Source organism: Glycomyces tenuis DSM 44171, from assembly GCF_000427885.1.
GTDB classification, from domain to species: Bacteria; Actinomycetota; Actinomycetes; order Mycobacteriales; family Micromonosporaceae; genus Glycomyces; species Glycomyces tenuis.
The window spans coordinates 424,587-451,510 of record NZ_ATYW01000003.1 but is presented as its reverse complement, the minus strand read 5'-3'; the positions used below and the strand labels follow the sequence as shown (position 1 = coordinate 451,510).

The window sequence follows — 26,924 nt, the reverse complement described above, 5'->3', positions numbered from 1 at the left end:
TGCTGCAACGAACTTGGCGTCATGCAATCGCGGGCCCGGGTCGGATCCTCGGCTGACAACGCCCTCGCCGAATCGTTCAACGCCACGCTCAAACGAGAAGTCCTGCAAGGACGCCGGACCTTCGCGAACGCATTGGAGGCTCGCTTCCAGGTCGAGTCCTGGATCACCGATTACAACACGACCCGGAGACACTCGTCTCTGGGCCAGATCTCACCGATCGACTACGAACAACGGCAAGCTAGCCTCGCCATCGCCGCATAGGACGGTGTCAACACCAAAGGGGTAAGCCCCTCCCCCGTTATCGCCGATCCGCCTGAAGCAGGGCCAAAACCGACCAAGAAGCCGACACCCCAGCCACCACCACCTCCCCCTTGTCGCCACTTCGCCTGAAGCAGGACCAAGACGGCGCGGAAGACCACCACCCACCCCAGCACTATCGACGCCCCTGATCGCCGATCCGCCTGAAGCAGGGCCCCTACAGACCAGAGGCCGACCACCCACCCCACCACCCACTCAACTCGATGTCACCGACGCGCCTGAAACCCGACCAGCACAGACCAGAGGCCGACCACCCACCCCGCCGCAACCCCGCCTCGTGGTCACCGCCCCGCCTACAGCCCAACCCCGTACTGACCCGAGGCCAGCAGTTCGCCCTGTACTTCGGCAGCCGCGTCACCGACCAGACCGAACGCTAGAATCAAAACTGATCGCCTTCACCCACAAGGGATAAGACACTCTCCGCCTTGGATAACATCGACGGCGGATGGCTGCTGGTCGGACTGTTTTCGCTCATCCTCCTGAGCGGCACCGTCCAGTCGCTGTCCGGATTTGGTTTCGCGCTCCTGAGCGCGCCGCTGCTGGCCGCTACGATCGGCGGCCCCGCAGCGGTCTCCACCATCATGATCACCGGCACCGCCTGCGACATCGCCATACTCGCGATGCGGCGCACTCTGCCGCGCCCGAACACCCGCGAAGTGCTCACGCTCGCCGCATGGTCGGCCCCGGGCATGCTCGCGGGCGCATGGCTCCTCGCGGCACTGCCCGCAGTCGGCCTGCAAATCTTCGTCTCGGCCGTCGTCATCATGGCCGTCGTCCTGCGACTGCGAACACGGAATCAAGGCGTCATCGTGAGTCGCCGATGGGCCGCCCCCGCGGGGCTCGCCTCGGGAGCGCTCAGCACCTCCACCTCCCTCGGTGGACCACCGACCGTCTACTACCTCGTGCATCGCGACCTCGGGCCGCACGCCATGCGCGACACCATGGTCGCACTGTCGCTGATTCGGCTGCCGCTGAGCGTGGTCTCGCTCCTGGTCGCCGGGGTGTGGGAAACCTACGAGTACTGGCCCGCGCTCATCGTCGCAGCCCTGCTCGGCCAGTATCTGGGCACGCAGGCATTCAACCGGCTGCATGCCAGGTACGAACACATCGTGCTCATCCTGCTCACCGCGGCAGCGCTGGTCTCGGTCGCGGCCCTCGCCTTCAGCTGAACCCGCATCCGGACCGGAGCGTTCCCCGTTCGATTGCGGCCGACCAATGCGCTGAGCAGCGACGACGAGGATCAGGGACGCTCATCGAGCCCCCGCCGCAACGCCACCGATCCCTACTGCGGACGTCCCGGCCCACGGGAGCGAGGTCGAAGATCAAGCTAGAGGCGGGCGGTGCCTTCGGCGACGATGACGGCCGGGCCGGCGAGGTGGATCGTCTCGTCGGTGACGGTGACGGTGAGGGTGCCGCCGGGGACGTCGACCTTGCAGGTGCCGGTGTCGCTCCCGGCGCGGCGCAGCGCCACCGCGGCGACGGCGCAGGCGCCGGTGCCGCACGAGTGGGTCTCGCCGACGCCCCGTTCGTGGACGCGCATCCGCACATGGGGCGCCGAACCGACGACGAACTCGACGTTGACACCGTCGGGGAAGACCGCCCGATCGAAACGCGGCTGGTAGTGCAGGTCGAGCGCTTCGAGTTCCTCGGCCTCGCCGAGGTGGCAGACGAGGTGGGGGTTGCCCATGGAGACGGCCTGGCCCGGCCAGGCGAAACCTGAGAGGCTCGCCTGGGAGGAGGGCCCGAACTCGGCGGGGCCCATGTCGACGCTCAGCTGGTCGCCGTCGACGCGCACGCGCTTGACGCCACCGCGGGTGGACACCGCGATCTCGGGACCGTCGGCGAGGCCCTGTTCGAGCAGGTAGCGGGCGAACACCCGGACGCCGTTGCCGCACATCTCGGCGATCGAGCCGTCGGCGTTGCGGTAGTCCATGAACCACTTGACCTCGGGCTCGGTGGAGGGCGCGACCCGCAGGAGGCCGTCGCCGCCGACGCCGAAGCGGCGGTCGCACAGCGCGGCCACCTCGGCGGCGGAGAGCCGGCGCTCGTCGGCCGGGTCGGCGACGATGACGAAGTCGTTGCCGGTGCCGTGGCCCTTGGAGAAGTGGATGGTCGTCACACGCCAATTGTGCCGCATGAGGGCCGCGCTAGCCTTAGGCCGTGACTGATACGACCGATGCCGGGCCCCTCGACGATCTGAAGGCGAAGTTTCCCAACGGGGTGTGGACGACGCGCGCGAACGCGCGGCTCCAGAGCGCGCTCATCGAGGGCAGCGGGCTCGGGAGTCTCCAGGCCGCCGTCGGCTGGGCCGCGAGGATGCAGGCCACCGAGGCGCCGGAGCCGTTCGCCTCGCCGCGGATGCTGCTGTTCGCCGGGGCGTACCCGGACGGCTGGGACGCGGGCGACGCGGCGCCGCTGGCCGAGCAGGTGCTGGCCGCGCAGCGCGGTGAGGGCCTGATCGGCGCGGACGCGGCGCGGGCCGGGATCCCCGTCGAGGTGGTCGAGACCGGTCCGAGCGGCGGCGCCGACGGTCCGCTGCTGGACGAGTCCGCGCTGGCCGAGGCGCTGACGCTGGGCCGCGAGACGGCCGAGCGGGCGATCGACGGCGGGACGGACATCCTGCTCATCGCCGGGATCGGGGCCGGGGCCGCGACCGCGGCGGTGGGGGTCTGCTCGTTCGTCGCCAAGGACGACATCACGGCCTACATGCCGCAGTTGCAGGCGCCGGGCGGCATGGTCGACGACGTGTCGTGGATGGCGCGCGTCGCGGCGCTGCGCGACCACCTGGCGTTCAACCACGGGTTCAAGCGCAAGGCCGACGCGCTCGTCTCGCGCCTGGGGGGCGCCGAGATCGGGGCGATGGCCGGGGCGATCCTGACCGCGGCGACGCGGTCGACGCCGGTGCTGCTGGACGGCGCGTCGGCCGCGGCGGCGATGATGCTCGCCCGCGACTACGGCCTGGCGGCGCCGAAGTGGTGCTACATGCCGAACCGCTCCCCGCACCCGGTGGTGTCGAAGCTGGCCAAGCAGGGCGGTCTCGCCGACGACTTCGGGCTCGGGCTCGACGTGGGCGACGGCGCGGGCCTCGTCCTCGGCTGGGAGCTGCTCCAGCAGGCCCTGCGCCTGTCGGCGGCCCTGCCGCTGGACGAGCAGGGCGAGCCGGCGGCGAAGCGTGAGGCCGCCGCCGAGCCGGAGAGCGGCGACGAGGAGGACTCCGACTGAGTCGGGCCCGCGTCGGAACACAGCGCGAAGGGCCCCGCCGGAATCCGGCGGGGCCCTTCCCCTCGGGACTGCGACTCCCTAGTCGTTGACCGCCCGCAGCACCGGCTTCGAGGTCAGCTGCCGGGCGAGGTCCGGTGCCTTCCTGAGCTTCTCGCTGGTGACGGTGAATGTCGCCCTCTCGCCCGGGACGAGCGTGAGGAGCGCCTTGTCCACGCGCGCATCGGGGTCGAGCCGGTCGGCGAAGACGCAGACGTCCCGCAGGACGGTCTCGGCGGTGACCGTGACCGCCACTCCCCCGCCGACCGGCGCGACCTCGGCGGTGAAGTTCGCCTTCGGCCAGTCCATGTCCTTGTCCTCCTTGGTGAACCAGGTGGCGCGCGGGAAGTCCTCGCTGCCGGTCACCAGGAACTCGCCGTCGACGGGCAGGACCTCCTCGCCGAGCGCGACCTCCGCGGCCTCCCGCGGTCCGATGTCGAGCTGGAGCGTGGCCCGGCCGAGGATTCGCCCTTCGGCGCTGCACTTCCAGAAGCCGACCGTGTCGTTCCACGGTTCGGCCGAGTCGTTGACGGCCACGAGTTTCACGCCCTGTTCGCCGTCGGGCTGGAAGGTCGCGATGCGGTCGGCGAAGACGTCGCGCAGGGCGTACCACATCGGCTTGAGCCGCTCCTCGCCGTCGACGGCGGCCCACGAGGTCACCGGCCAGCAGTCGTTGAGCTGCCACATGATCGCGCCGGTGCAGTAGGGGTGGAGCGAGCGGAAGTACTCGATGCCGAGGCGCATCGCCCTGGCCTGGTTGACCTGCGTGTAGTACAGCCAGTCGTCGAAGTCGCCGACCGGCGGCAGGTGGGCGTCGAGGCCGCGCTGGAGTTTGGCCTGGCCGTCCTCGGCCTTCTGGTGCCACAGCATGTTCGGCGTCTCGGCCTGGAGCGGCGAGTCGGTGACCATGCGCCGCACCGTGGCCCAGGTCGGCGGCGCCTGGTAGCCGAACTCGGCGACGAAGCGGGGCTTCCAGTCCCGGTAGGCGGTGTAGTCCAGGCGGTTCCACACGTCCCAGATGTGGACCGAGCCGTTGCCCTGGTCGTTGGGGTGGAGCTCGGGGTCGCCGGAGTAGGGGCTGCCGGGCCAGTACGGCCGGGTTCCGTCTACTTCGGATACGAGCTTCGGGAGCAGGTCGAGGTAGTAGCCCTCGCCCCAGCTGCGGTCGCCGAGGTCGTCCTGCCAGTCCCAGTCGTGCCAGCCCCAGATGTTCTCGTTGTTGCCCATCCACGTCACCAGGCTCGGGTGCGGGGCGAGGCGGGCGAGGTTGTCCCGCGCCTCGGCCTCCACCTCGGACCAGAACGGCTCCTCCTCGGGGTATGCGGCGCAGGCGAACAGGAAGTCCTGGCTCACCATGAGGCCGAGCCGGTCGCACGCGTCGTAGAAGTCGTCGGACTCGTAGATCCCTCCGCCCCAGATGCGCACGCAGTTGACGTTCGCCTCCACGGCCTGCGTCAGGCGGCGCTCGTAGCGCTCGGCGTCGACGCGGGCGAAGAAGACGTCGTCGGGGATCCAGTTGACGCCCTTGACCCAGATCGGCTCGCCGTTGACCTTCAGCGTGAACGGCCGGCCCGACCCGTCGGGCTCATTGTCGATCTCGACGGTGCGGAAGCCGATCCGGCTGTTCCACGAGTCGAGTTCGACGCCCAGGCCCCGCAGGGACACCGAGACGGGGTACAGCGGCTGCTCGCCGTGGCCGCGCGGCCACCACAGCTCCGGCTCGTCGACCTCGATCCTGACCTCGGCGGTGGTCTGCTCGGCGCCCAGGCGGACGGTGGCCTCCCGGCCGGCGAGCTCGCAGACGAGCTCGACGTCGGTGGCGACGGCCTTGTGGAGCCCGACCGCCAGGTCGACGATGCCGCGGCCGTTCTCGACGCGGACGCGCGGCACGACCTCGTCGAGCCGGGCGACGTTCCACTGCTCCAGGCGCACCGGCCGCCAGATTCCGGCGCCGGCGAGGTTCGGCCCCCAGTCCCAGCCGAAGTTGCACGCGGCCTTGCGGATGAAGTTGCCCGGTTCGGGATCGTAGGCGTTGGGCCGCGCCCCGAGCCGCTCGCGCTGCGCCTCGGCGTAGGTGTACGGCGAGGTGAAGGCGACTTCGAGTTCGTTGGCGCCCTCGCGGACCAGGCCGCGCACGTCGAAGCGGTGGCGGCGGTGCATGTTGGCCGTCTCGCCGACGACCTCGCCGTTGAGCCTGATCTCGGCCACCGTGTCGAGCCCGTCGAAGACCAGCTCGACGCCGTCCCACGGCTCGTTCCGGTAGTCGAAGGCGGTGCGGTAGGTCCAGTCGGTGCGCCCGATCCACGACAGCTCGCGTTCGGCGTCGTCGACGTACGGGTCGCCGATGAGGTCGGCGGCCATGAGATCGGTGTGGACGCAGCCCGGTACGGACGCGGCCAGCCCCTCCACCGCGATCCGGCTTCCCTCACCGGCGGTGAGGGTCCAACCGTCGTGCAGCGTTCGTTTGGCGCTCAATGCGACTCCTTATATCGATCTGTTATTCGGGTGGTCTCGCCGTCGAGGTCCACGCCTCGGCCTCGGCGGGATCGGGCCGATGCCTCGTCTCCGACAGCTCACGCCTTGATCTCCGGCGGCGCAACGCCTTTTGTGAAGTGCTTCTGGAACAGGGGGGAACCGCCCGTCGGCAGGGGCGTCGCCAGGGCGAGGCGCTCGGTTCCGGGGATCACGGTGCCTCACTTCCGTTCAGTCGAGGGGGTGGAATCGGTCGCGCTGTCGCAAGTACTTAACCGGGTAAGTGAGCAAAATCTAGCGTTCAGGCCCGCTCGCGTCAATGGCCGATCACCACCGTGACCATATTGCAACGAAACACCACTGCATCGTGCGCTGAAACCGGGCTGTCACCAGCAGTTATATGCGCCCGGAAGACGCCGATGAGAAGGCTTTCGAGGGAACGCTCCCGCGCCCCGGGGACCCCGGCCGACTTGACATTGAAATACACTCATGATTCAGTAAACTCACTGACCCGGTTAAGATGCCCCGTGTCACAAATCCCTGGACCCCTCCAGAGCCTCGGCGCATCGATTTCGAGCCGGGAGCCGTCCATCCCTCGATGTGAAAGTTGAGCAGATCATGACGAAAAGGCGAAACGTCATCGCCATCATGGCGGGCAGCGCCGTCGCGGCCACGGCCACGGCATGCACCGACAGCGGAAGTGGGAGCGAGAACCCCGAAGACCTCTCCATGGGCGAGTTCCCCCGCAACCAGACCCTCTACACCACCGGAGCGGCCTGGGCGCCGCCCGGGGACTGGAACCCGATCACGCCCGGCGAGGTCACGGGCCTCCGCGGGCTCGGCTTCGAGACCCTCTTCCTGTTCGACCCGAACGAGGCCGTCCTCACGCCGTGGCTCGCCGAGTCCGGAACGTGGACCGAGGAACTGGTCTACGAGCTCAAGCTCCGCAGCGGCATCACCTGGAGCGACGACGAGCAGCTGACCGCCGAGGACGTCAAGTACACCCTCGAACTCGGCCAGATCGAAGCGGTCCCGTACCACAACATCTGGAACTGGGTCGAAGGCGTCGAAGCCGTCGACGATCTGACCGTCAGGGTCACCTTCACCGAGGCGCGGCACCAGGAGTGGGACAACTTCCTGTACTCGAACGTGATCGTCCCCCAGCACATCTGGTCGGAGTACTCCGAGGAGGACATCCTCACCGGCGCCAACGAGGAGCCCGTCGTCTCGGGCCCCTACACCATCCACAGCTCCGCCCAGGACCGCGTCGCGTGGGTCAAGCGCGACGGCTGGTGGGCCACCGAGCACCTCGACCTCGACGTCAAGCCGACCTACATCGTCGACATCGTCAACGTCAGCAACGAGGTCACCCTCAACATGCTCATGCAGGGGGAGGTCGACCTGTCGAACAACTTCCTGCCCGGCATCGGCGACCTCCTCGAGGGCCAGCCCGCGCTGACGACCTACTTCGACGGCCCGCCGTACATGCTGCCGGGCAACACGGCCATGCTCTTCCCCAACACCGCGCTCAAACCGCTCGACGACCCCGCCTTCCGCCGCGCGATGGCCGTCGCCATCAGCCCCGGCGAGATCGTCGACACGGTGTACGGCAGCATGGTCGAAGCGGCCAGCCCCACCGGCCTCCTGCCGCTGTGGGACCGCTACATCGACCAGGACGTCGTCGCCGAGCACGGCTACCAGTTCGAGCCGTCCCAGGCGGCGACCCTGCTCGAGGAGGCCGGCTACACCGACAGCGACGGCGACGGCTTCGTCGAGGACAAGGACGGCAACCCGTTCGAGTTCAAGCTCAACGTCCCCGCCGGCTGGACCGACTGGGAGGAGGCCTCCCGCTCCATCGCCACCGACCTTCGCGACGTCGGCATCAACGTCACCGAGGAGTTCATCGACGCCGCGGCCGTCGACGACGCCCGCACCTCCGGCACCTTCCAGTTGATCCTCAACAACAACAGCGGTGTGAGCCACTCGCCGTGGACGCACTACCGCTACCTGTTCCAGCTGCCGATCAACGATCAGCAGCACGACGCCAACTTCTCCCGCTGGCAATCCGAGGAGGGCTGGGAGCTGACCCAGGAACTCGCCGCCACCGCGAGCGACGACCCGCGCTTCCAGGAGATCCTCTCCGAACTCCAGCGCATCTCCTTGGAGGAGCTGCCGGCCATCCCGATCTGGTACAACGGCATCTGGTCCCAGGCCAGCAACCAGGTCTGGACCAACTGGCCCTCCGAGGCCGGCGACACGCCCAACGCCTTCCCGTGCACCTGGAACGGGATGTGGAACATGGGCGCGATCTACATGCTCACCGAGCTCGAGCCCGCCGCCGAGTAGCCCAAGTCCAGCCGTCCGCCGGGGGCGGGGCCACGCGGCCCCGCCCCCGCCCGACCCAAAGGAAGTCTCGATGGGCCGCTATTTCCGGCGCAAACTGCTCATCTACGGCGTCACCTTCTTCATCGCCGTGACCATCAACTTCGCCGTCCCCCGGCTCATGCCCGGGGACCCCGTGGCTCGCATGCTGGCCCGCAACGCGGTGTCCAACCCCGAGAGCTCGGAGGCGCTGCGCTCCTACTTCGACAACCTGTTCGGCTTCGACGTGCCACTGTGGAAGCAGTACCTCAACTACTGGGGAGCGCTCTTCCAAGGCGACCTCGGGGTGAGCATCTTCGCCTTCCCCTCCACGGTCTCCAGCGTCGTGCTCGACGCGCTGCCGTACACGCTCGCGCTGCTGCTGCCCTCGATCCTGCTCAGCTGGATCGTCGGCAACGGCCTGGGCGCCATGGCCGCCCGCAACAAACTGCTCGACAACACCGTCCTGCCGGTCGGCTACATCCTCACGGCCGTGCCGTACATGTGGCTGGCGATCCTGCTCGTGTGGGCGGGCGGCGTCATCCTCGGGTGGTTCCCCGTCGCCGGCGGCTACAGCTTCGCGCTCACGCCGGCGCCGACGTGGACGTTCTTCGTCGACCTCCTCCACCACTGGTTCCTGCCGTTCCTGTCGCTGTTCGTCGTCGCACTCGGCGGCTGGGCGATCGGCATGCGGAACCTGGTGATCTACGAGCTCGAGTCCGACTACTCGAACTACCTCCAGGCGCTCGGCGCGCCGCGGCGGCTGGTGCGACGCTATGCCTTCCGCAACGCGATGCTGCCGCAGATCAGCGGCCTGGCACTCCAACTCGGCGTGGTCGTCGGCGGGGCTCTGGTCACCGAGGCGGTCTTCGCCTACCCGGGGCTCGGCAGCCTCATGCTCAACGCCATCCAGAACCAGGACTTCTTCCTGCTCCAGGGCATCCTGCTGTTCATCGTGATCGGCGTGCTGATCTTCAACTTCCTGGCCGACGTCGTCTACGTCCTGGTCGACCCGCGCACCCGCCTCGGACTCGAAGGAGGCCAGTCATGACCACCAGCGTCACACCCGATGCCGACGTGATCGGCAAACGCAGCGAGCACCTGTACTTCGCGCTGCGCAACCCCAAGGTCGTCATCGGCCTGACGATCGTGATCGGGCTCCTGCTGCTCGGCGTCATCGGCCCGTTCTTCCTGTCCGGCTCCCCCAACGAGTACGTCGGGCCGAAGTCCGAGGCGCCTTCGGGCGAGTTCTGGATGGGCACGACCTACTTCGGGCAGGACGTGTTCGCGCAGTTCGTGCACGGCCTGCGTTCGTCCTATGTGGTGGGCGGGCTCGGCGCCCTCATCGCCTTCACCGTGGGGCTGAGCGTCGGCTTCACCGCCGGCTACCGCGGCGGGCTGGTCGACGAGTTCCTCAACATGCTCACCAACGTCGTCCTCGTGCTGCCGGCGCTGGCCGTCCTCATCGTCATCAGCTCCTACCTGGAGGTGCGCGGCATCGTCAGCCAGGCGATCATCATCGGCCTGTTCTCGTGGCCGTGGGTCGCCAGGGCCGTGCGGGCCCAGACCTTCACCCTGCGCAACCGCGACTACGTGGACCTGGCGAAGCTGACCGGCAAGCGCGCCCCGCAGATCATCGTCAGGGAGATCATGCCGAACATGGCCTCCTACCTGCTGATGTCGGTGATCCTGCTGTTCGGCGGCGCGATCCTGTTCGCCGCCATGCTCGACTTCATCGGCCTGGGGCCGACCAACGCCGTCTCCCTGGGCACCATGATGCAGCAGGCCATGGCCTGGAGCTCGCTCCACCTCGGACTGTGGTGGTGGTTCGTCCCGCCCGGGATGGCGATCACCGCGATCGTCGGCGCGCTGTACATCACCAACGTCGGCCTCGACGAGGTCTTCAACCCGAAGCTGAGGGAAATGTAGCCATGGCAGGTATTCGTTTCAGGACCGGCAACGCCTTGGCGGTGTCCAAGGCCATGGAAGTGCCCGGCGCGGCGGCGAAGGAGGGACGGCCATGGCACTGCAAGTAGAGGACCTCCGCGTCCACTACCGCACTCTGCGCGGCGACGTCCGCGCCCTCGACGGGGTCACCTTCGGGCTCGAGGACGGCGAGATCATGGGCCTCGCCGGCGAGTCCGGCTGCGGCAAGACCACGCTCGGCAAGAGCCTGATCCGGCTCGACGGCCGCATGCGGCACGTCGGCGGCACCGCGGTGCTCGACGGCGAGGAGCTGCCCATCGGCGACGACCGCGCGATGAACGCGCGCCGCTTCACCGATGTGTCGATCATCCCACAGTACTCGATGAGCGCGATGAACCCGACCCGCAAGATCGGCAAGCTGACCGCCGACCTGCTCCGCGCCAAGGGCAAGTCCTTCCGGGAGGTCCGCCCCGAGCTGGTGCGGCGCCTCGAACTGGTCGGGCTGTCCGAGAAGGTGCTCGACAACTACCCGATCGAGCTGTCCGGCGGCATGAAGCAGCGGATGGTCATGGTGCTGTCGACGCTGCTGGACCCGAGTCTGCTCATCGCCGACGAGGTCACGTCGGCGCTCGACGTGTCCAACCAGAAGGCCGTCGCCGAGACGCTCGTGCGGTTCCGCGACCTGGGCTTCGTCAAGAGCATGATCGTGGTGACCCACGACCTGTCCCTGGTCTACCAGATCGCCGACACGATCATGATCATGTACGCGGGCCAGGTCGTCGAGAAGGCACCGGCCGACACCATCATCAACTCGCCGCAGCACCCCTACACGCAGGCGCTCATCGGGGCGCTGCCCGAAGTGGGGCTCGAATACGGCGACAAGCGGCTCAAGAGCATCCCCGGCAAGCCGCCGCAGCTGCTGAACCCGCCCACCGGGTGCCGTTTCCGCGAGCGGTGCCCGCTCGCGCACGAGCGCTGCACCGAGGATCCCCCGGCGGTGGCGATCGCCGACGACCACGTGGCCTCGTGCTGGAAGGTGGCGAACTGACATGCTCGAACTCCAGAACGTGTGGAAGTCGTACCGGGTCGGCTCGCTCGGCTCGAAGCGGCTGACGGCCGTGCGCGACGTCAGCTTCTCCATCGCTCCCGGCGAGGTGCTCTCGGTGGTGGGCGAGTCCGGCAGCGGCAAGACCACGATCGGGAAGATGGTGCTCCAGCTGATCTCGGTCTCGCGCGGCTCGATCCGCCTGAACGGGCAGGACATCACCGCCGCGCGGCACGGCGAGCGCAAGGAGTACTACCGGCGCGTGCAGGGCGTGTTCCAGGACCCGTTCAGCAGCTACAACCCGATCTTCAAGGCCGACCGGGTCCTGGAGACCGTCCGGGAGTCGTTCTTCCCCGGCGTCAAGCGCGCCGAGTGGAGCGACAAGGTCGACCAGGCGCTCTTGTCGGTGGGGCTCGACCCGACCGCCGTGCTGCGCAAATACCCGCACCAGCTCAGCGGCGGGCAGCTCCAGCGGATGCTCATCGCGCGGGCGCTGCTGCTCGACATCGAGCTGCTCGTGGCCGACGAGATCATCAGTATGCTGGACGCCTCGACCAGGATCGACGTGCTCAATCTGCTGGGGGATCTCAAGGAGCGCGGTCTGGGCGTGCTGTTCGTCACCCACGACCTGTCCCTGGCGAACTACATCAGCGAACGGGTCATCATCATGCGGCACGGCGCGGTGGTGGAGATGGGCGCCACGGGCAAGGTGTTCGGGGACCCGCGGCACCCGTACTCGCGGAACCTGCTGGCCTCGGTCCCGCAGCTGCATCGCAAGTGGTCGGAGGACCCCGTGGACCTCGAGGACCTCGAACCGGACGGGGACCGCGACGTCGCCCCGCCGGCGCTGCGCGAAGTGGACGAGGGCCACTGGGTGGCGGCCTGAGCGGTCGCGAACGCCGAGCGGGGACTCCGCTCGGCGTTCGCGACCGCTGAGGCGGCCACCGGCACAAGGCAACAAGGAGACGACATGAGCAGACGCACGACCATCGCCGACATCGCCCAAGCGGCCGGTGTCTCCAAGGGCGCTGTCTCGTACGCGCTCAACGGGCGTCCCGGCGTCTCGGCGGCGACCAGGGAGCGCATCCTGGCGATCGCCTCCGAGATGGGCTTCGTGCCGAACCGGGCGGCGCGCTCGCTGTCGGTCTCCTCGGCTCAGGCAGTGGGCATCGCGCTGCGGCGCACGGCCCGCACGCTCGGCATCGAGCCGTACTTCATGGAGCTCATCAGCGGCATCGAGGCGACGCTGTCGTCCGGCTCGCTCGGCCTGACCTTGCAGATCGTCGGCTCGGTCGACGAGGAGCTCGAGGTGTACCGGCGGTGGTGGGCCGAGCGGCGGGTCGACGGGGTGCTGCTGTGCGACGTGGGCGTCGACGACCGGCGCCTCGAGGCGGTGGCGCGGCTGGGTCTGCCCGCGGTGGCCGTGGGCGGACCGATCGAGGGTTCGGCGCTGCCGTCGGTGTGGCACGACGACGCCGAGCCGTGCCGCGAGGTGCTGGAGTACCTGTTCGCGCTCGGCCACCGGCGGGTGGCGCGCGTGGCGGGGCTGCCGCGGCTGCTGCACACGACCATCCGCGACGGGGCCTTCGCCGAGGCGGCCGGGGACCTGGCGTTCGAGTCGTTCGAGACCGTCCACAGCGATTACTCCGGTGAGCAGGGGGCGAGGATCACGAGGCGGTTGCTCACGCAGCCGTCGCGGCCCACGGCCCTGGTCTACGACAACGACGTCATGGCGATCTCGGGGCTCGGCGTGGCGCACGAGCTCGGCTTGGCGGTGCCCGAGCAGCTGTCGATCGTGGCATGGGACGACTCGCCGCTGTGCCGCTTCACCCACCCTTCGCTGACCGCGTTCAGCCGCGACATACCGGCGTACGGCTCCAAGGCGGTCGAGATGCTGCTGTCGCTCATCGACGGGGAGCACTCGGGGGCCGCCGACGGCTCCTTCGCGACGCAGTGCCCGCCGGCGCAGCTGTCTCCGCGCGGTTCGACTGGGCCGCTAGGGCCTGTTTAAGCATCCCGAACGGGCGGTATCCGGCCCATGTGTCCCGCCCGTCACCCACCACCACCCGAACCAGACGCCGCTGCGCGGCCACAAGCCCTGTGCCCGTCACCCACCACCACCCGAACCAGACGCCGCTGCGCGGCCACAAGCCCTGTGCCCGTCACCCACCACCACCCGACATCGCGCTCGGTAAGGGAAGGCTGCGTTGTCGGGGCGCCCGGATCCAACACCGGGATCCGGGCGCCCCTCCGCCCTCTCGGCGACGCTGGCGAGCCGTACCTTGGCACTGCGAGCGAACACATGGACTCGGATACCGCCTCGCCCGGAACGCTTAAACAGGCCCTAACGCTCTGAACGGAGCGGGGTCCGGGCGGAGCCCAGCGCGGTGTGGCCCTCCGCTTCCGGGGCGGACGGTGTTCGGTCCTCGGCGCGGTTCCCTTCGGTGACGGCGCGCGTCGCCGGCGCCCCCGCTCACTGAACAACTTTCTCGGTTCAGTAACACTCTGCACAACCGTCACCACTGGTGCCCGAAACACCTGCGCACCACAGTATTGACCTCTATAGATATTTGTGTTTCCCTATATGAAGATCGGGATTAACCGATTCATCTTAGATCGAGGAATTTCCATGAATAAAATTCACCTCAGGGCCGATACGGCCCCATCCAGGCGGGCGATGCGCAAGTGGCTGCTCGCCGCGGTCAGCGCGCTCGCCGTCGCCCTCGCCGGCATCTGGACGCTGTTGCCCGCCAACGCCCAGGCCGAGGGCGGCTTCCACATCGAGGGCACGCAGCTCATCGACGCCAACGGCAACCCGTTCATCATGCGCGGGTCCTCGCACGCGGACGTCTGGTACGAAGGCGAGTTCGCCAGCTACGGCGAACTGAGCGACCTGGGCGCCAACACGGTCCGGGTCGTCCTCGGCTCGGGCCAGCGCTGGGGCCCGAGCTCGGCGTCCCGCGTCGCCGACATCATCGAAGAGTGCAAGGCGAACCAGATCGTCTGCGTCCTGGAGGTCCACGACACCACCGGTTACGGCGAGGAGGGCGCCGCGGCGTCGCTCGCCCAGGCGGTGGACTACTGGCAGAGCATCCAGAGCGTCCTGGAGGGCCAGGAGGCCTACGTCCTCATCAACATCGGCAACGAGCCGTGGGGCAACCAGAACGCCTCGGGCTGGATCGACGCCACCAAGAGCGCCATCCAGGAGATGCGCTCGTCCGGCTTCGAGCACACCCTCGTGGTCGACGCCCCCAACTGGGGCCAGGACTGGGAGCACATCATGCGCGACAACGCTCCCGAGGTGGCCGCGGCCGACAGCCAGGGCAACACGCTCTTCTCGGTCCACATGTACGAGGTCTACACCAACGCGCAGACGGTCGTCGACTACTTCGACGCCTTCGAGGCGATGGGCCTGCCGCTCATCGTCGGCGAGTACGGCTTCCAGCACGGCGGCCAGTCGGTCGCATGGGAGACCGTCCAGAACGAGGCGCAGGCGCGCGGCATCGGCTGGCTCGCCTGGTCCTATTCGGGCAACGGCAGCGGCGTCGAGTTCCTCGACCAGGTGACGAACTTCGACCCGAACCAGCTGACCAGCTGGGGCGAGCAGGTCTTCCACAGCCAGAACGGCATCGTGAACACCGCCGAGCGCGCCACGGTCTTCGGCGACGATCCGGACGACCCGACCACTCCCGACGACCCGACCACCCCGGACGACCCGACGACCGACCCACCGGAGGGCGAGTGCACCGCCGCGATCACCGTCGCCAACGACTGGGGCTCGGGCTGGCAGGGCAACGTGTCCGTCACCGCCGGCGAGAGCCTCAGCGGATGGACGCTGAACTGGACCTGGCCCGGCGGCCAGACCGTCCAGAGCCACTGGAACACCGAGTTGAGCCAGTCCGGCGGCTCGGTGACCGCAGGCGACGTCGGCTGGAACGGCTCGATCGCCTCCGGGCAGACCCGCGAGGTCTTCGGCTTCATCGGCACCGGCACGGCCGCCACCCCCGAGGTGACGTGCAGCGCGGCGTAGCCGAGGCCGCGGCGCACCCCGATTCCGCAGCGACGGAGACGGGATCGATCGCATAGGGACGGGCGGCGGGCGAGGCCCGCCGCCCGCTTTCCTTAACTGGCGAAAGTTTTCCTTGCCATCTAAAAGTATCTATGTTTATCTATGTTGAAGGTTGGGATGCACTGACTCACTTCTCCCGAAGGACTCACATGAGCAAGATCGATCTCGCGGCGGGAGCGCTACCGCGCCGGACGGCAGTGCGCAAGTGGCTGCTCGCCGCCCTCACCACCCTCACCGTCGCCCTCGCCGGCACCTGGGCGCTGTTGCCGGCCAGCGCTCAGGCCGAGGGCGGCTTCACCATCGACGGCACGCAGTTGATCGACGCGAACGGCAACCCGTTCATCATGCGCGGCTCCACCCACCCCGACGTGTGGTTCCAGAACGAGTTCGACAGCATCGCCGAGATGAGCGAATTCGGCGCGAACACGGTCCGCGTCGTCCTCGGCTCCGGCGAGCGCAACTGGGGCGTCTCCACTCCCGAGCGCGTCGCCGCGATCGTCGCCGAGTGCAAGGCGCAGCGCGTCATCTGCGTCCTCGAGAACCACGACACCACCGGCTACGGCGAGCAGGAGGGCGCGGCCAGCCTCGACCAGTCGGTCGACTTCTGGGAAGGCCTGTACGACGTCCTCGCCGGCGAGGAGGAGTACATCCTCGTCAACATCGGCAACGAGCCGATCGGCAACACCGACGCCGCACAGTGGACCGACGCGACGATCGCCGCCATCGAGCGGATGCGCTCCATCGGCTTCGAGCACACCCTCGTGGTCGACGCCCCCAACTGGGGCCAGGACTGGCAGTACGTGATGCGCGACACCGCTCCCGAGGTGGCCGCGGCCGACGAGGACGCCAACACGCTGTTCTCGATCCACATGTACGGGGTCTTCACGGACCCGCAGTCGGTCGTCGACTACTTCGACGCCTTCGAGGCGATGGGCCTGCCGCTCATCGTCGGCGAGTACGGCGACGCCTTCGGGGACCAGCCGGTCCCGTGGGACACCATCCAGGCGGAGGCCGAGGCCCGCGGCATCGGCTGGATCGCCTGGTCCTACTCCGGCAACTCCGACAGCAGGCTCGACCAGGTGCTCAACTTCGACCCGGCCCAGATCACCGGCTGGGGCGAGCGGGTCTTCCACAGCGAGAACGGCGTCGCCAACACCGCCGAGCGCGCCTCGGTCTTCGGCGAGGACCCGGACGACCCGACCACACCCGACGACCCGACCACCCCGGACGACCCGACGACCGAACCGCCGGAAGGCGACTGCACGGCCGAGATCGCGATCGTCAGCGACTGGGGCTCGGGCTGGCAGGCGAACGTGTCCGTCACCGCCGACCAGGACGCCCTGAGCGGCTGGACGCTGAACTGGACCTGGCCTGGGAACCAGACCGTCCAGAGCCACTGGAACACCGAGCTGAGCTCCTCGGGCGCTTCGGTGACCGCAGGCGACGTCGGCTGGAACGGCTCGATCGCCTCCGGGCAGACCCGCGAGGTCTTCGGCTTCATCGGCACCGGCACGGCCGCCGCACCGCAGGTGACCTGCGTCGGCTCCTGAGACGACGGAGGGCGGCGGGCACCGGAAAACCGGTGCCCGCCGCCCTCCGCGGTGCTCGGGGTCAGCCGTTCTTGGTCGGCAGCTGGAACTTCCCCACGCCGCCCTTCGGCATCTGCGAGCGGACGTTGGACTTCTTGGAGCCGATGGACTTCTTGCCGCCCTTCGCGCCCTTCTTGCCGTGGGCGAGGGCCCGGCGCTCTTCGCGGTTGAGCGGACGGTCGTCCTCTTGCGGTTCCGGGTTCTCCGGCGATTCGGTGGTCATAAGGATCCCTTCGCGGGTCGAGCTTGAAACGACGCGAGCGCTAGACAGATTCGGCGGGCTCGCAAGAGCCCGATTGCCCAGAGTGGCCCAGCGTCGAGAAGATTTGGAACACTCAGTCGTGCGCGGCGCAACGGTAGGGCGCGCACGACGCGGCCGATCAGAAGGCGGCCGAATCACATCTAAAGGATCATGCCCAACACTGTAGCGTCCCCGGCCGCCGGGGACAACCGGGATGCCGGTGAAGTGGCGCGCCGGGCGCTCCCGGCGCAGCTCAGGTGAGGCGTTGCCGGGTGGATACGCTCGTAGCATGAGCACGCCCCGCCCCGCCGCGCTCGCGCGCGTCCGGACCATCGCCCAGGACGCCATGCGCGGCGGACGCTGGTGGACGCTCCTGGACTTGGAGCGGACGCTGCGGGCCGACACCGATTTCTGGCGCGACCTGTGGGCCCCGAGCCTGGCCATCGCCGCCCACAAGGTCGGCCTGCCGACCGCGCGGGAGCGCCTCGACGAGGCCATCGACGCCGGGTTCCACCAGGTCGACCTGTTCGAGCCCGAGCTGTCGGCCGCGTTCGGCCGCGACGAGGACTGGGACGGCGTGCTCGAACGGGCCCGCGCCAACGTCCCGGGGCCGCCGCTGCGCATCACCGACTGGCCGGAGCCGGGCCGGTCCGCGCCGCTGCGGCTCGAGGCGATCGCCGCGCACCGCGAGACGCAGCTGCGCCGCCGCCTGCCCGAGCCGTCCGCGGGCGCATGGGACACGGCCCGGGCGCTGCTGGCCTGGACGAACGGGCTGTGGCGGCACGCCAACGCGCGGATCAACGCCGGCGACTCACTCGACATCCTCGAGCAGGTCGCGCTCGGGGCGCGCTACAGCTGCGTCGAGTACTCGATCGTCCTGGCGCAGGGCCTCAACGCCGTGCGCATTCCCGCCAGGAAGGCCGATCTGCGGCGCGGCGACTACCACGACGGGGTCGGGAAGGGCCACGCCGTCGCGGAGGCGTGGATCGACGACCTCGACTCGTGGGTGGTGCTCGACGGCCAGCACGGGGCCTACTGGGTCGACGAGGAGGGACGGCCGCTGGGGCTGCCCGAGCTCCAGGCGCGGGAGCGGCCCGCCCGCCCGGTGAACGTCGGGCCTCGGGACGGGATCACGGACGCCGGGCTGTGGTCGGCCTACTTCCGGCACGCCTCGGTGACCGGCGCGGCCTGGGCTTCGAGCGAGTTCGTGCCGACCTTCCAGGACCGCTTCGTCGTCGAGACCGAGCGGCTGCTGCACGACGCGGCCGACGCCCATCCGCGCCTGTCGGACATCGCCGTGGCCGTCACCTCGCTCGACGGGGCCCCGGCAGTGCGGGTCGTGCCGACCCATCCGTACGCCGTCGGCGGCGCCATGGACGGGCGGGCGGGCGGGGCCTGGGCGCTCGATCGCGGTCCGGGCGAGCACCGCGCAGCATTGGCGGCCTTGACGCCGTACGGCGAGCTGGCCGCGCGCGAGCTGCGGTGGTCCGCGGGGTGAGCGGGGCCGGAGGGGCTCGCGACGGGTGTCGCTCACGAAGAACTACGTATTGATGCTTCCCGATGTATTGACAGGCAAACGCTCACAAGGTATGTTCATATTCAAATCCCTCAAAATCCTGCGAGAATCAACACTCGAGCCTCAGGAGTGCCCTCTTCCCCATTGTTCTTGGGAGCGCTCCAGTTGTGCTGCGGCGCTTGACGGCGCCGAGGGGATGCAAAGCTGCGGCGAGGGCGAACCGTCGGCTCCCGGCTCGTCGGCGGGCCCTCGCCGCGCAGCCCCGAATCCGGGGCGCCGAGGCGCGGCCTTCGGGCGGCCGGTGCGGCTCGTGGAGGGCCCTGAACGCGGCTCCGGGCCCGGTCAGCGGAGGGCTTCGTCGAGGATGTAACGCTCGGCGTCCAGCAGCCGCAGATCCCTCGCGGGGCGGCGCAGGTGGCCCTTCTGCACGATCCGCTCGAACGTCGGGTCGCCCGCCTGCGCCATGCGGCGGATCCCCTCGATGTGGTCGACGATGCGCTTGCGGATCACCTTGATGAACCTGGCCCGGTCCCGGTCGGTCAGGCCGTAGGAGTCGGCGAACAGCCGCAGCCTCCTGGCCCGGTCGGGCTTCTTCCAGCCGAGCGTCACCGAGTCGCGGTCGGTGAAGACCGGCACCCACGTCCACGCCGCGTAAGCCACGTCGTAGATCCGCGCGCCGGGGCTCGCCAGGTCGAAGTCGATGAGCGACAGCGTCCCGTCGGGCCTCCAGACGACGTTGTGGGGCGCCGCGTCGTGGTGGCAGATGACCTCGGTGTCCGGCGGCGGCGGCCCGAACGAGCGCCAGGTCGCGCCCGGCGCCGGCCGGAAGCCGTACTGGGCGTCGTGGAACATCCGCAGCATCTTCGCCACCGCGGTCAACGTGTCGTCCGTCGTCCAGTGCGGGGCCAGCGGGTACTTCCCCGGCTCGCCTTCGACGAACGACAGGACCTCGCGGTCGTGCTCGTCGATCCCGAGCGGCCTGGGCGCGCCGGTGAACCCCGCCTGCTCGAGGTGTCGCAGCAGGGCGTGGACCGATGGCGTCCACGGGCCGGTGTTGCGCCGGACCGTGTCCCCCAACCGGACCACAGTGCTCGTGTTACCGCCAATAAGCGGAATCTCGTCTTGGCTCACCGGTCCCCGCAGTGCCCGCCGTGGTGTCAATCAGCCTTCGGTGCCGTCGACGATGGCGCCGACGAACTCTTCTACTTCGAACGGGGCCAGGTCATCCGGACCCTCCCCGAGTCCGACCAGCTTAACCGGTACCCCCAACTGCCGCTGAACCGCGATGACGATCCCGCCCTTGGCGGTCCCGTCGAGCTTGGTGAGCACCACGCCGGTGATCTGGCAGACCTCACCGAACACTTTGGCCTGCTGGAGTCCGTTCTGGCCCGTGGTCGCGTCCAGGACCAGCAGCGTCTCGGCCACCGGGCCCTGTTTCTCGACGACGCGCTTGACCTTGCCGAGCTCGTCCATCAGGCCGGTCTTGTTCTGGAGGCGCCCGGCGGTGTCGACCAGGACGACGTCGGCGCCCTCGTCGGCGCCCGCCTTGACGGCGTCGAAGGCCACCGAGGCGGGGTCGGCGCCCTCGCCGCGGCGGACCACCTTGGCGCCGACGCGGCTCCCCCACGTCTCGAGCTGCTCGGCGGCGGCGGCGCGGAAGGTGTCGGCGGCCCCGAGGATGACGGTGTGGCCGTCGGCGATGAGGACCCGCGCGATCTTGCCGCAGGTGGTGGTCTTGCCCGAGCCGTTGACGCCGACGACCATGACCGTCGCCGGGCCCTCTCCGGAGGGGGAGGCCGTGGCGACGGAGCGGTCGAGCTCGGGTTCGAGCGCGGTGGTGAGCTCCTCGGTCAACAGGGCGCGCAGATCGGCGGGGCTGCGGGTGCCGAGGACCTTGACGCGCTCGCGGAGGCGCTCGACGATCTGGGTGGTGTCGGTGACGCCGACGTCGGCGCCGAGGAGCGTGTCCTCGACCTCTTCCCACACGTCGTCGTCGAGCCTGTCGCTCGACAGCAGCGCCAGCAGGCCCTTGCCGAGGGCGTTGTTGGAGCGGGACAGCCGCGACCGCAGCCGCACCAGGCGTCCGGCCGTCGGCGCTGGGGTCTCGATCGCGGGAGCGGCCGGCCGGGTCTCCGGTTCCGCCGTCGGCTTCGCCTCGGGCTCAGCTTCGACCGCCGGTTCCGCCGTCGGTTCGGCCTCGACGGCCTTCGACCCGGATCGGCGCGCGAGCAGCACCCCGCCGACGACGGCCGCCACGAGGACGATCGCCGCCACGAGCCAGATCCACAGGTTGTCCACGGTTTCACCCTCCAGGAAGTCGCAGTGCTCCACCACTGTACTGGCGACCCCGAGTGACGGCTCGCCAGCTTCGCCGAGGTGCCGATGTACGGCTCGCAGGCCTCACCGTGGCGAGGTGGTCCGCGGTACGCGTGAGCCGTGCGGTTCTCTCACGATCCGCGGGCCGAGGCACCGTGCGGGGCACCGCTCGTGGGGCCCATGGGCCGCACCGGCGCTCCCCCGCCCCGACTCCCCGGTGCCGCTCGCGCCCGCCGTTCGCGGGGTTCTCACCGCGCGTGCCGCCGTACGGCGGTCAGACCTCTTCCTTGGTGAACTTCTGGCTGATCACCTGTGTCACGCCGGAGCGCATCGTCACGCCGTAGAGGGCGTCGGCGATCTCCATCGTGCGCTTCTGGTGGGTGATGACCAGCAGCTGCGAGTTCTCCTGGAGTTGGACGAGCAGATCGAGCAGGCGGCCGAGGTTGACGTCGTCGAGCGCGGCCTCGACCTCGTCCATGAGGTAGAACGGGCTGGGACGGGCCCGGAAGATCGCGCACAGCAGCGCCAGCGCCGTCAGGGACCGCTCCCCGCCGGAGAGCAGCGAGAGCCGCTTGACCTTCTTGCCGGGCGGCCGGGCCTCGACCTCGACGCCGGTGTGGAGCAGGTCGTCGGGCTCGGTCAGGATCAGGCGCCCCTCCCCGCCGGGGAAGACCGTCTGGAAGACGTGCTCGAACTCGCGGGCGGTGTCGGCGTAGGCCTCGGCGAAGACGGTCTGGATGCGCTCGTCGACCTCCTTGACCACGTGGTGCAGGTCGGCACGGGTCTTCTTGACGTCCTCGAGCTGCTCGCCGAGGAACTTGTAGCGCTCCTCGAGCGCGGCGAACTCCTCGAGCGCGAGCGGATTGACCTTGCCGAGGAGTTTGAGCTCCCGCTCGCCTCTGGCGGCGCGCTTCTCCATGATCGCCCGGTCGAACGGGCGCGGCCCGGGCTCGGGCCGGCCCTTCTCCTCGGCCTTGGCGAGATCCTCGGCGCTGGGCGGGACGGGCTGCTCGGGCCCGTACTCGCCGAGCAGTGTCTCGATGTCGACGCCGAAGTCGGCGCCGGCCTTCTCTTCGAGCTGCTCGATGCGCAGGCGCTGCTCGGCGCGGGCGACCTCGTCGCGGTGGGCCGCGGAGGTGATCCGCTCGAGCTCGGCGGCGGTGGTGTTCGCGCGTTCGCGCAGCTCGGCGAGCTGCGCTTCGCGGCGGGCCTGGTCGGCGGCGATCGTGTCGCGCTCGATGGCGGCGGTTTCGAGGGAGTCGGTGAGGTGGACGCCCGCGGTCTCGGCGGCCTCGGCGACGAGGGCGGCGACGGCGGCGCCGCGGGCCCGCGCGGCGCGGCGGGCCTGCGCGCGGGCGCGGGCGGCGCGCTCGGACTGGGCCTGGCGGGCCAGGGTGTCGGCGCGTCCGGCGAGCGCCGAGGCGCGCTCTTCGGCGGTGCGGACGGCCAGGCGGGTCTCCATCTCGTTCTGCCGGGCGGCGTCGAGTTCGCGGGCGAGCGCGTCGCGCTTGTCGGTGGGGGGCTCTTCGACCTCGGGGGAGGCTTCGAGCTCTTCGAGCTGCACCTCGAGCTCGGCCAGGCCGGCGGTGTCGGTCTCGCGGGCGTTCTGGGCGCGCTCTCTGGCCTGCGCGAGGCGGGCGACCTCGGCTTCGGCGCTGCGGGCGGCGGCGCCGAGCTCGGCGAGGCGGCGGCTTGCGGCGTTGTGAGCGGCCTCGGCCTGGCGCCGGGCGGCGCGGATCTCCTCGGCGGCGGCTTCGGCCCCGGTGAGGACCTCGCGGGCCTCGTCGAGCTGTTCGCGCAGCTGGGCGGCGAGGGATTCGGCGGCGATCTTGCGGTCGCGGGCCTCGTCGACGGCGGCCTGGATCTCGATGTAGGACTGGGCCTTCGCCGAACCGCCGTGGGCGGCGGCGGCGCCGAGGACGTCGCCGTCGCGGGTGACGGCGGTGAGCTCGGGGTGGGCGGTGACGACGGCGCGGGCGTCGTCGAGGTCCTCGGCGACGACCATGCCGGCCAGGACCGCGCGGACGGCGCCGGCGAGTTCGGCGGGGGCCGAGACGGTGTCGGCGACGGCCTTGAACCGCGGCGGCACCGCAGCGGCGGCACCGTGCTCGATGAGGCCGTGCGCGTAGAGGAAGGAGGCCTGGCCGCCGTCCTCGTCGCGCAGGACCCGGAGGGCCGCGGCGGCTCCGGTGGCGTCGGTGACGGCGATGGCGTCGGCCAGGCGGCCGAGCGCGGCGGCGAGGACGGCCTCGTAGCCGGGTTCGACGGTGAGCAGGGCGGCCACGGAGCCGAGCATGCCGGGAACGGCCTCGCCGCGGGCGAGGAGCGCGGCCGCCCCGTCCTTGCGGCGCAGGCCGACGGCGAGGGCCTCTTCGCGGGCGGTCCACTGGGAGGCGTCGCGGTCGGCGGCGCGTTCGGCCTCGGTGAGCCGGTCGACTTCGGCCTTGGCGGCGGCGACGCGGGCCTTCGCGGCGGTGTCCTGCTCGTCGAACTCGGTGGCGGCCTCGACCGCCTCGTCTTCGGCTTCCGCTTCGGCGACGGCCTCGGCGGCGGTCTCGGCTCGCTCCTTGGCCTCGGCGAGCGCGACGGAGGCCCGTTCGAGCTCCTCGGCCGCGGCGGCGGTGCGTGAGCGCAGGGAGTCGACGCGCCCGCGCAGTTTCGCGAGGGCCTCGCGGCGCTCGGCGGCGGCCTTGACGGCGCCGACGATCCGCTGCTCGGCTTCGGACAGGGCCGCTTCGGTCTCCTCGCGGGTCTCGACGGCGGCGGCGAGGCGCTCGGAGTCCTCGGCGATGCCCTCGCGCAGTTCGATCTCCTGCTCGCGGATGCGCTGCGCCTCGGTCTCCAGCACCTCCGGGTCGCGGCCGAGGCGGTCGTCGCCGGTGTCCTCGGACAGGTAGCGGCGGCGCTCGGCGGCGAGCTGGGCGGTGGAGCGCAGGCGCTCGGCGACGGCCTGGAGGCGGTACCAGGTCTCCTGAAGGCGGGCCAGGCGCGGCTTGTCGGCGGCGTGGGCGGTCTCGATCTCGCCGATGTGGGCGGCGAGGCGTCCGTGCTCCTCGGCGAGGACGGCCTTGCGTTCGCGCAGGGCCTCTTCGTCGGCGAGGTCCTTGGCGATGTCGGTGCGCAGGCTGTGGAGGTCGTCGGCGAGGAGGCGCAGGCGGGCTTCGCGCAGGTCGGCCTGGATGGTCTGGGCGCGGCGGGCGAGCTCGGCCTGACGGCCGAGGGGTTTGAGCTGGCGGCGCAGCTCGGCGGTGAGGTCGGAGAGCCGGTCGAGGTTGCCCTGCATGCCTTCGAGCTTGCGGAGGGCCTTCTCCTTGCGTTTGCGGTGCTTGAGGACGCCTGCGGCCTCCTCGATGAAGGAGCGGCGGTCCTCGGGGCGGGCGTGGAGGTAGGAGTCGAGCTTGCCCTGGCCGACCAGGACGTGCATCTCGCGGCCGATGCCGGCGTCGGAGAGGAGGTCCTGGACGTCGAGGAGGCGGCAGCGGTCGCCGTTGATCTCGTACTCGCCCTCACCGGAGCGGAACATGCGGCGGGTGATGGAGACTTCGGTGTAGTCGATGGGGATGGCGCCGTCGGTGTTGTCGATGGTGAGGGTGACCTCGGCGCGTCCGAGGGCGGGGCGGCCGGTGGTACCGGCGAAGATGACGTCCTCCATCTTGCCGCCGCGCAGGGATTTGGCGCCCTGCTCGCCGAGGACCCAGGCGATGGCGTCGACGACGTTGGACTTGCCGGAGCCGTTGGGGCCGACGACGCAGGTGATGCCCGGTTCGAAGCGCAGGGTCGTGGCCGAGGCGAAGGACTTGAAGCCCTTCAGCGTGAGGCTCTTGAGGTACAACGGTCAACTCCGTGGCGCGGCTCTGCGTGGCTGGGTCGGTCCAAGACTACAAGGCGGCCCCGACGGCAACGGGCATATCGACCCGCGGCGGCCGCCCGTGGGAAGGGGCGGCGGGCCGGCGGAGGTGGACGTTCGCGGAGCTCGGCGGCGCGGCTCGGGGGGACGGGGATGGCTTGGAGGCGTCGGAACCCGTTCGCCGTCAAGCGCTTTCCAACGGAGGCGCGCTGCAAGCGGTGAGGACTGGGCGCGGGGTCGGGGCCGGTCGGATGCTTCGCAGCGGTGGACGCCGTTCGCCGTCAAACGCTTTCCACAAGGCCGCGGCGAAGGCCCTTGTCTCAAAAGCTCGGTGCGGCGGAGGCGAATGCGCTGATGCGAGGGGGTGTCGGCGGCGAAGTCGGCCCGGAGACGACGATGCGCGCCGGCTGTCGTACAGCTGGCGCGCTGATGTTCCGTTGTGCGAGTGACGGCTAAGTCAACGCGGGCTCTTGCAGCCGCATCAACTCCTCGGCTTCGTCGTGCTGTACCTCGCTCTCGCGAGCGCGAAGCTCGGCGAGCTCGGTCTCGAGGTTGCGTACTCGCGCACGTAGCTGGACCACTTCTTCGAGCAGGCGCTTGTTCGGTGCCTGGCCGATGTGGCCGTAGAGGGCTTTCGCCATAGTTTCTCCTTGCGATCGCGTCGTTTGGTGACGGTGGTGTACGCACCATAAATAACGTCGCATATAGCTGAGTGAATTTTTGCCGCAAGAGCCAGTTGCCCCGGCGGGACCGGTGGAGCACGGCTCGTGAACGCCGGCCGTCTCTCACATCATCCGCCTACACGACGGTTCTCGTCAAGCTTTACACAGGCTTTGCCCCATGGATTCGACAGGGGTCACACCGCGTGGCTCGCGCGACGTTTCCGCGCCTGGTAGTGTGCCTGAAAATCGGAACATACCTCACACAACTTCCCGTAACGAGTTCACCACACCCCGATGAGCAGACCCAGAGGCGGGCTCCATCGCGACCCCGCCGAGAGCCGACGCCGGACGTTCCTCGTGATCCTTCTGGCCTGCGGACTCGGCGCGGCGGCCACTTCACTGTGGGCGCTCGACTCGCCACTCGGCGAGACCACCGCTTCGGGTGACGGCGAGACCGCCGCGGAGGTCGCGGAGACCCCGGACGGCGCGCCGCCAGAGCTCCAGATCGGCGACTCCGCCGTCCAGCCGCAGGCCGCCGAAGAGGAGCCCACGAGCGCGGCGCCGACGGACGACGAGCCGTCGTCCGAATCGGAGCCCGATGAGGACGACGACGAGCCCGAGCCCGATCCGGACCGCACCACGGAAGAGGCCCTCGTCGCCGCCGTCAACAGCGAGCGGGCCGAAGCCGGTTGCGGCGCTGTGGAGAGCAACGCGACCCTCGACACCACCGCGCGCCTCCACGCCGAGGACATGGGGAACAACGACTACTTCAGCCACACCTCGCTCGACGGGCGCAGCCCTTCGGATCGCGCCGCCGAGCAGGGCTACAGCGGCGGCGTCGGTGAGAACATCGCCGCCGGGCATCGCGACGTCTCCGAGGTCATGGAGGCCTGGATGAACTCCGAAGGCCACCGCGCGAACATCCTGAACTGCGACTACGACGTCATCGGCGTCGGCGTCGCCGAGGTCGAAGGCTCCGCGTACACCATGTACTGGGTGCAGAACTTCGGCTGACGGAGGAAGCCGAACAGAGGGCCCAGGGGCTGACGGAGGAAGCCGAACGGACGGCACGGCGGCCCGGGGGGGCGTTGACGAGGCGGCCGGACGGGCGGCACAGGCCCACGGCGCGGAGCCGTCTTCCCGGGGCACCGTCACGGACCGGGCCGGGGCCTCGTCGACCGCGTGGCAGACCCACCAGGCGATCGTGCGGCCCCGGCCCGGTGTCGAGCCGGCGCGGCGGTCACCGTCCGCAACAAGCCGGATTCGCATTATCGCAGCTTGGAGCCGTTTCATACCCACTTGTG

The 26,924-nt window shown here is 69.9% G+C and carries 21 protein-coding genes; 14 read left to right on the top strand and 7 right to left on the bottom strand.

Translation table 11 applies throughout. The features are described from left to right. The 3 genes from YWW_RS0107095 to YWW_RS0107090 all read left to right on the top strand — a co-directional run. Nucleotides 1-261: integrase core domain-containing protein (locus tag YWW_RS0107095; RefSeq protein WP_155829988.1), on the top strand; the 261-nt coding region annotated here is incomplete at its 5' end. A gap of 260 nt (nt 262-521) precedes the next feature. Beyond that, nucleotides 522-695 carry a hypothetical protein gene (locus YWW_RS35780; protein WP_155829986.1) on the top strand — a complete coding sequence of 58 codons (174 nt, stop codon included), beginning with the start codon at nt 522-524 and terminating at the stop codon, nt 693-695. Nucleotides 696-743: 48 nt separating this feature from the next. Further along, nucleotides 744-1,487 (top strand): sulfite exporter TauE/SafE family protein, encoded by a 744-nt coding sequence (locus YWW_RS0107090; RefSeq protein WP_026929574.1) that lies wholly within the window; start codon nt 744-746, stop codon nt 1,485-1,487. A gap of 158 nt (nt 1,488-1,645) precedes the next feature. Here YWW_RS0107090 and dapF read toward each other — a convergent pair whose 3' ends face one another. Further along, entirely contained in the window at nt 1,646-2,428 is a 783-nt protein-coding gene (dapF, locus tag YWW_RS0107085; protein ID WP_026929573.1) for a diaminopimelate epimerase, read from the bottom strand. 50 nt (nt 2,429-2,478) lie between these two features. Here dapF and YWW_RS33840 point away from each other — a divergent pair, with 50 nt between their 5' ends. Continuing rightward, complete coding sequence (locus tag YWW_RS33840) at nt 2,479-3,540, top strand: nicotinate-nucleotide--dimethylbenzimidazole phosphoribosyltransferase (protein ID WP_081687250.1); 1,062 nt, start codon at nt 2,479-2,481, stop codon at nt 3,538-3,540. Between the two features lie 78 nt (nt 3,541-3,618). Here YWW_RS33840 and YWW_RS0107075 read toward each other — a convergent pair whose 3' ends face one another. Then, the gene (locus YWW_RS0107075) at nt 3,619-6,051 is read right to left on the bottom strand and encodes a glycoside hydrolase family 2 protein (protein WP_026929571.1); all 2,433 of its coding nucleotides are present in this window, start codon (nt 6,049-6,051) and stop codon (nt 3,619-3,621) included. Nucleotides 6,052-6,666: 615 nt separating this feature from the next. Here YWW_RS0107075 and YWW_RS0107070 point away from each other — a divergent pair. From YWW_RS0107070 to YWW_RS0107035, 8 genes are all read left to right on the top strand, one after another. Next, nucleotides 6,667-8,394, top strand: coding sequence for an ABC transporter substrate-binding protein (locus YWW_RS0107070; RefSeq protein ID WP_026929570.1), 1,728 nt, complete (start codon nt 6,667-6,669; stop codon nt 8,392-8,394). A gap of 70 nt (nt 8,395-8,464) precedes the next feature. After that, nucleotides 8,465-9,460 (top strand): ABC transporter permease, encoded by a 996-nt coding sequence (locus tag YWW_RS0107065; RefSeq protein ID WP_026929569.1) that lies wholly within the window; start codon nt 8,465-8,467, stop codon nt 9,458-9,460. Then, nucleotides 9,457-10,338 carry an ABC transporter permease gene (locus YWW_RS0107060; RefSeq protein WP_026929568.1) on the top strand — a complete coding sequence of 294 codons (882 nt, stop codon included), beginning with the start codon at nt 9,457-9,459 and terminating at the stop codon, nt 10,336-10,338. Before YWW_RS0107065 ends, YWW_RS0107060 begins: the two co-directional genes overlap by 4 nt. A 91-nt stretch (nt 10,339-10,429) precedes the next feature. Further along, on the top strand, nt 10,430-11,383 hold the full coding sequence (locus YWW_RS0107055; RefSeq protein WP_026929567.1) for an ABC transporter ATP-binding protein: 954 nt from the start codon (nt 10,430-10,432) through the stop codon (nt 11,381-11,383). A 1-nt stretch (nt 11,384) separates the two neighbouring features. Further along, nucleotides 11,385-12,266, top strand: coding sequence for an ABC transporter ATP-binding protein (locus YWW_RS0107050; protein ID WP_026929566.1), 882 nt, complete (start codon nt 11,385-11,387; stop codon nt 12,264-12,266). Between the two features lie 84 nt (nt 12,267-12,350). After that, nucleotides 12,351-13,391 carry a LacI family DNA-binding transcriptional regulator gene (locus tag YWW_RS0107045; RefSeq protein ID WP_026929565.1) on the top strand — a complete coding sequence of 347 codons (1,041 nt, stop codon included), beginning with the start codon at nt 12,351-12,353 and terminating at the stop codon, nt 13,389-13,391. A gap of 618 nt (nt 13,392-14,009) precedes the next feature. Beyond that, on the top strand, nt 14,010-15,410 hold the full coding sequence (locus YWW_RS0107040) for a cellulase family glycosylhydrolase (RefSeq protein WP_211228456.1): 1,401 nt from the start codon (nt 14,010-14,012) through the stop codon (nt 15,408-15,410). Nucleotides 15,411-15,598: 188 nt separating this feature from the next. Continuing rightward, nucleotides 15,599-16,999 carry a cellulase family glycosylhydrolase gene (locus tag YWW_RS0107035; RefSeq protein WP_081687249.1) on the top strand — a complete coding sequence of 467 codons (1,401 nt, stop codon included), beginning with the start codon at nt 15,599-15,601 and terminating at the stop codon, nt 16,997-16,999. 61 nt (nt 17,000-17,060) lie between these two features. Here the strand turns inward: YWW_RS0107035 and YWW_RS0107030 are convergent, their stop codons facing one another. Then, entirely contained in the window at nt 17,061-17,261 is a 201-nt protein-coding gene (locus YWW_RS0107030) for a hypothetical protein (protein WP_026929562.1), read from the bottom strand. A 307-nt stretch (nt 17,262-17,568) separates the two neighbouring features. Between YWW_RS0107030 and YWW_RS0107025 the strand changes: the two genes are divergently transcribed. Then, nucleotides 17,569-18,777 (top strand): transglutaminase-like domain-containing protein, encoded by a 1,209-nt coding sequence (locus YWW_RS0107025; protein WP_026929561.1) that lies wholly within the window; start codon nt 17,569-17,571, stop codon nt 18,775-18,777. Nucleotides 18,778-19,137: 360 nt separating this feature from the next. On the opposite strand, the gene YWW_RS0107020 is transcribed toward YWW_RS0107025, so the two are convergent. From YWW_RS0107020 to YWW_RS0107005, 4 genes are all read right to left on the bottom strand, one after another. After that, nucleotides 19,138-19,926, bottom strand: a complete 789-nt coding sequence (locus tag YWW_RS0107020; protein ID WP_026929560.1) for a phosphotransferase — start codon at nt 19,924-19,926, stop codon at nt 19,138-19,140. Nucleotides 19,927-19,956: 30 nt separating this feature from the next. Beyond that, the gene (ftsY, locus tag YWW_RS0107015; RefSeq protein ID WP_026929559.1) at nt 19,957-21,093 is read right to left on the bottom strand and encodes a signal recognition particle-docking protein FtsY; all 1,137 of its coding nucleotides are present in this window, start codon (nt 21,091-21,093) and stop codon (nt 19,957-19,959) included. A 292-nt stretch (nt 21,094-21,385) separates the two neighbouring features. Next, entirely contained in the window at nt 21,386-24,943 is a 3,558-nt protein-coding gene (gene smc, locus YWW_RS0107010) for a chromosome segregation protein SMC (protein WP_026929558.1), read from the bottom strand. Between the two features lie 467 nt (nt 24,944-25,410). Then, entirely contained in the window at nt 25,411-25,599 is a 189-nt protein-coding gene (locus YWW_RS0107005; protein ID WP_026929557.1) for a hypothetical protein, read from the bottom strand. Nucleotides 25,600-25,914: 315 nt separating this feature from the next. Between YWW_RS0107005 and YWW_RS33835 the strand changes: the two genes are divergently transcribed. Next, nucleotides 25,915-26,634 carry a CAP domain-containing protein gene (locus YWW_RS33835; RefSeq protein ID WP_051325472.1) on the top strand — a complete coding sequence of 240 codons (720 nt, stop codon included), beginning with the start codon at nt 25,915-25,917 and terminating at the stop codon, nt 26,632-26,634. The last annotated feature ends 290 nt before the right edge of the window (nt 26,635-26,924 follow it).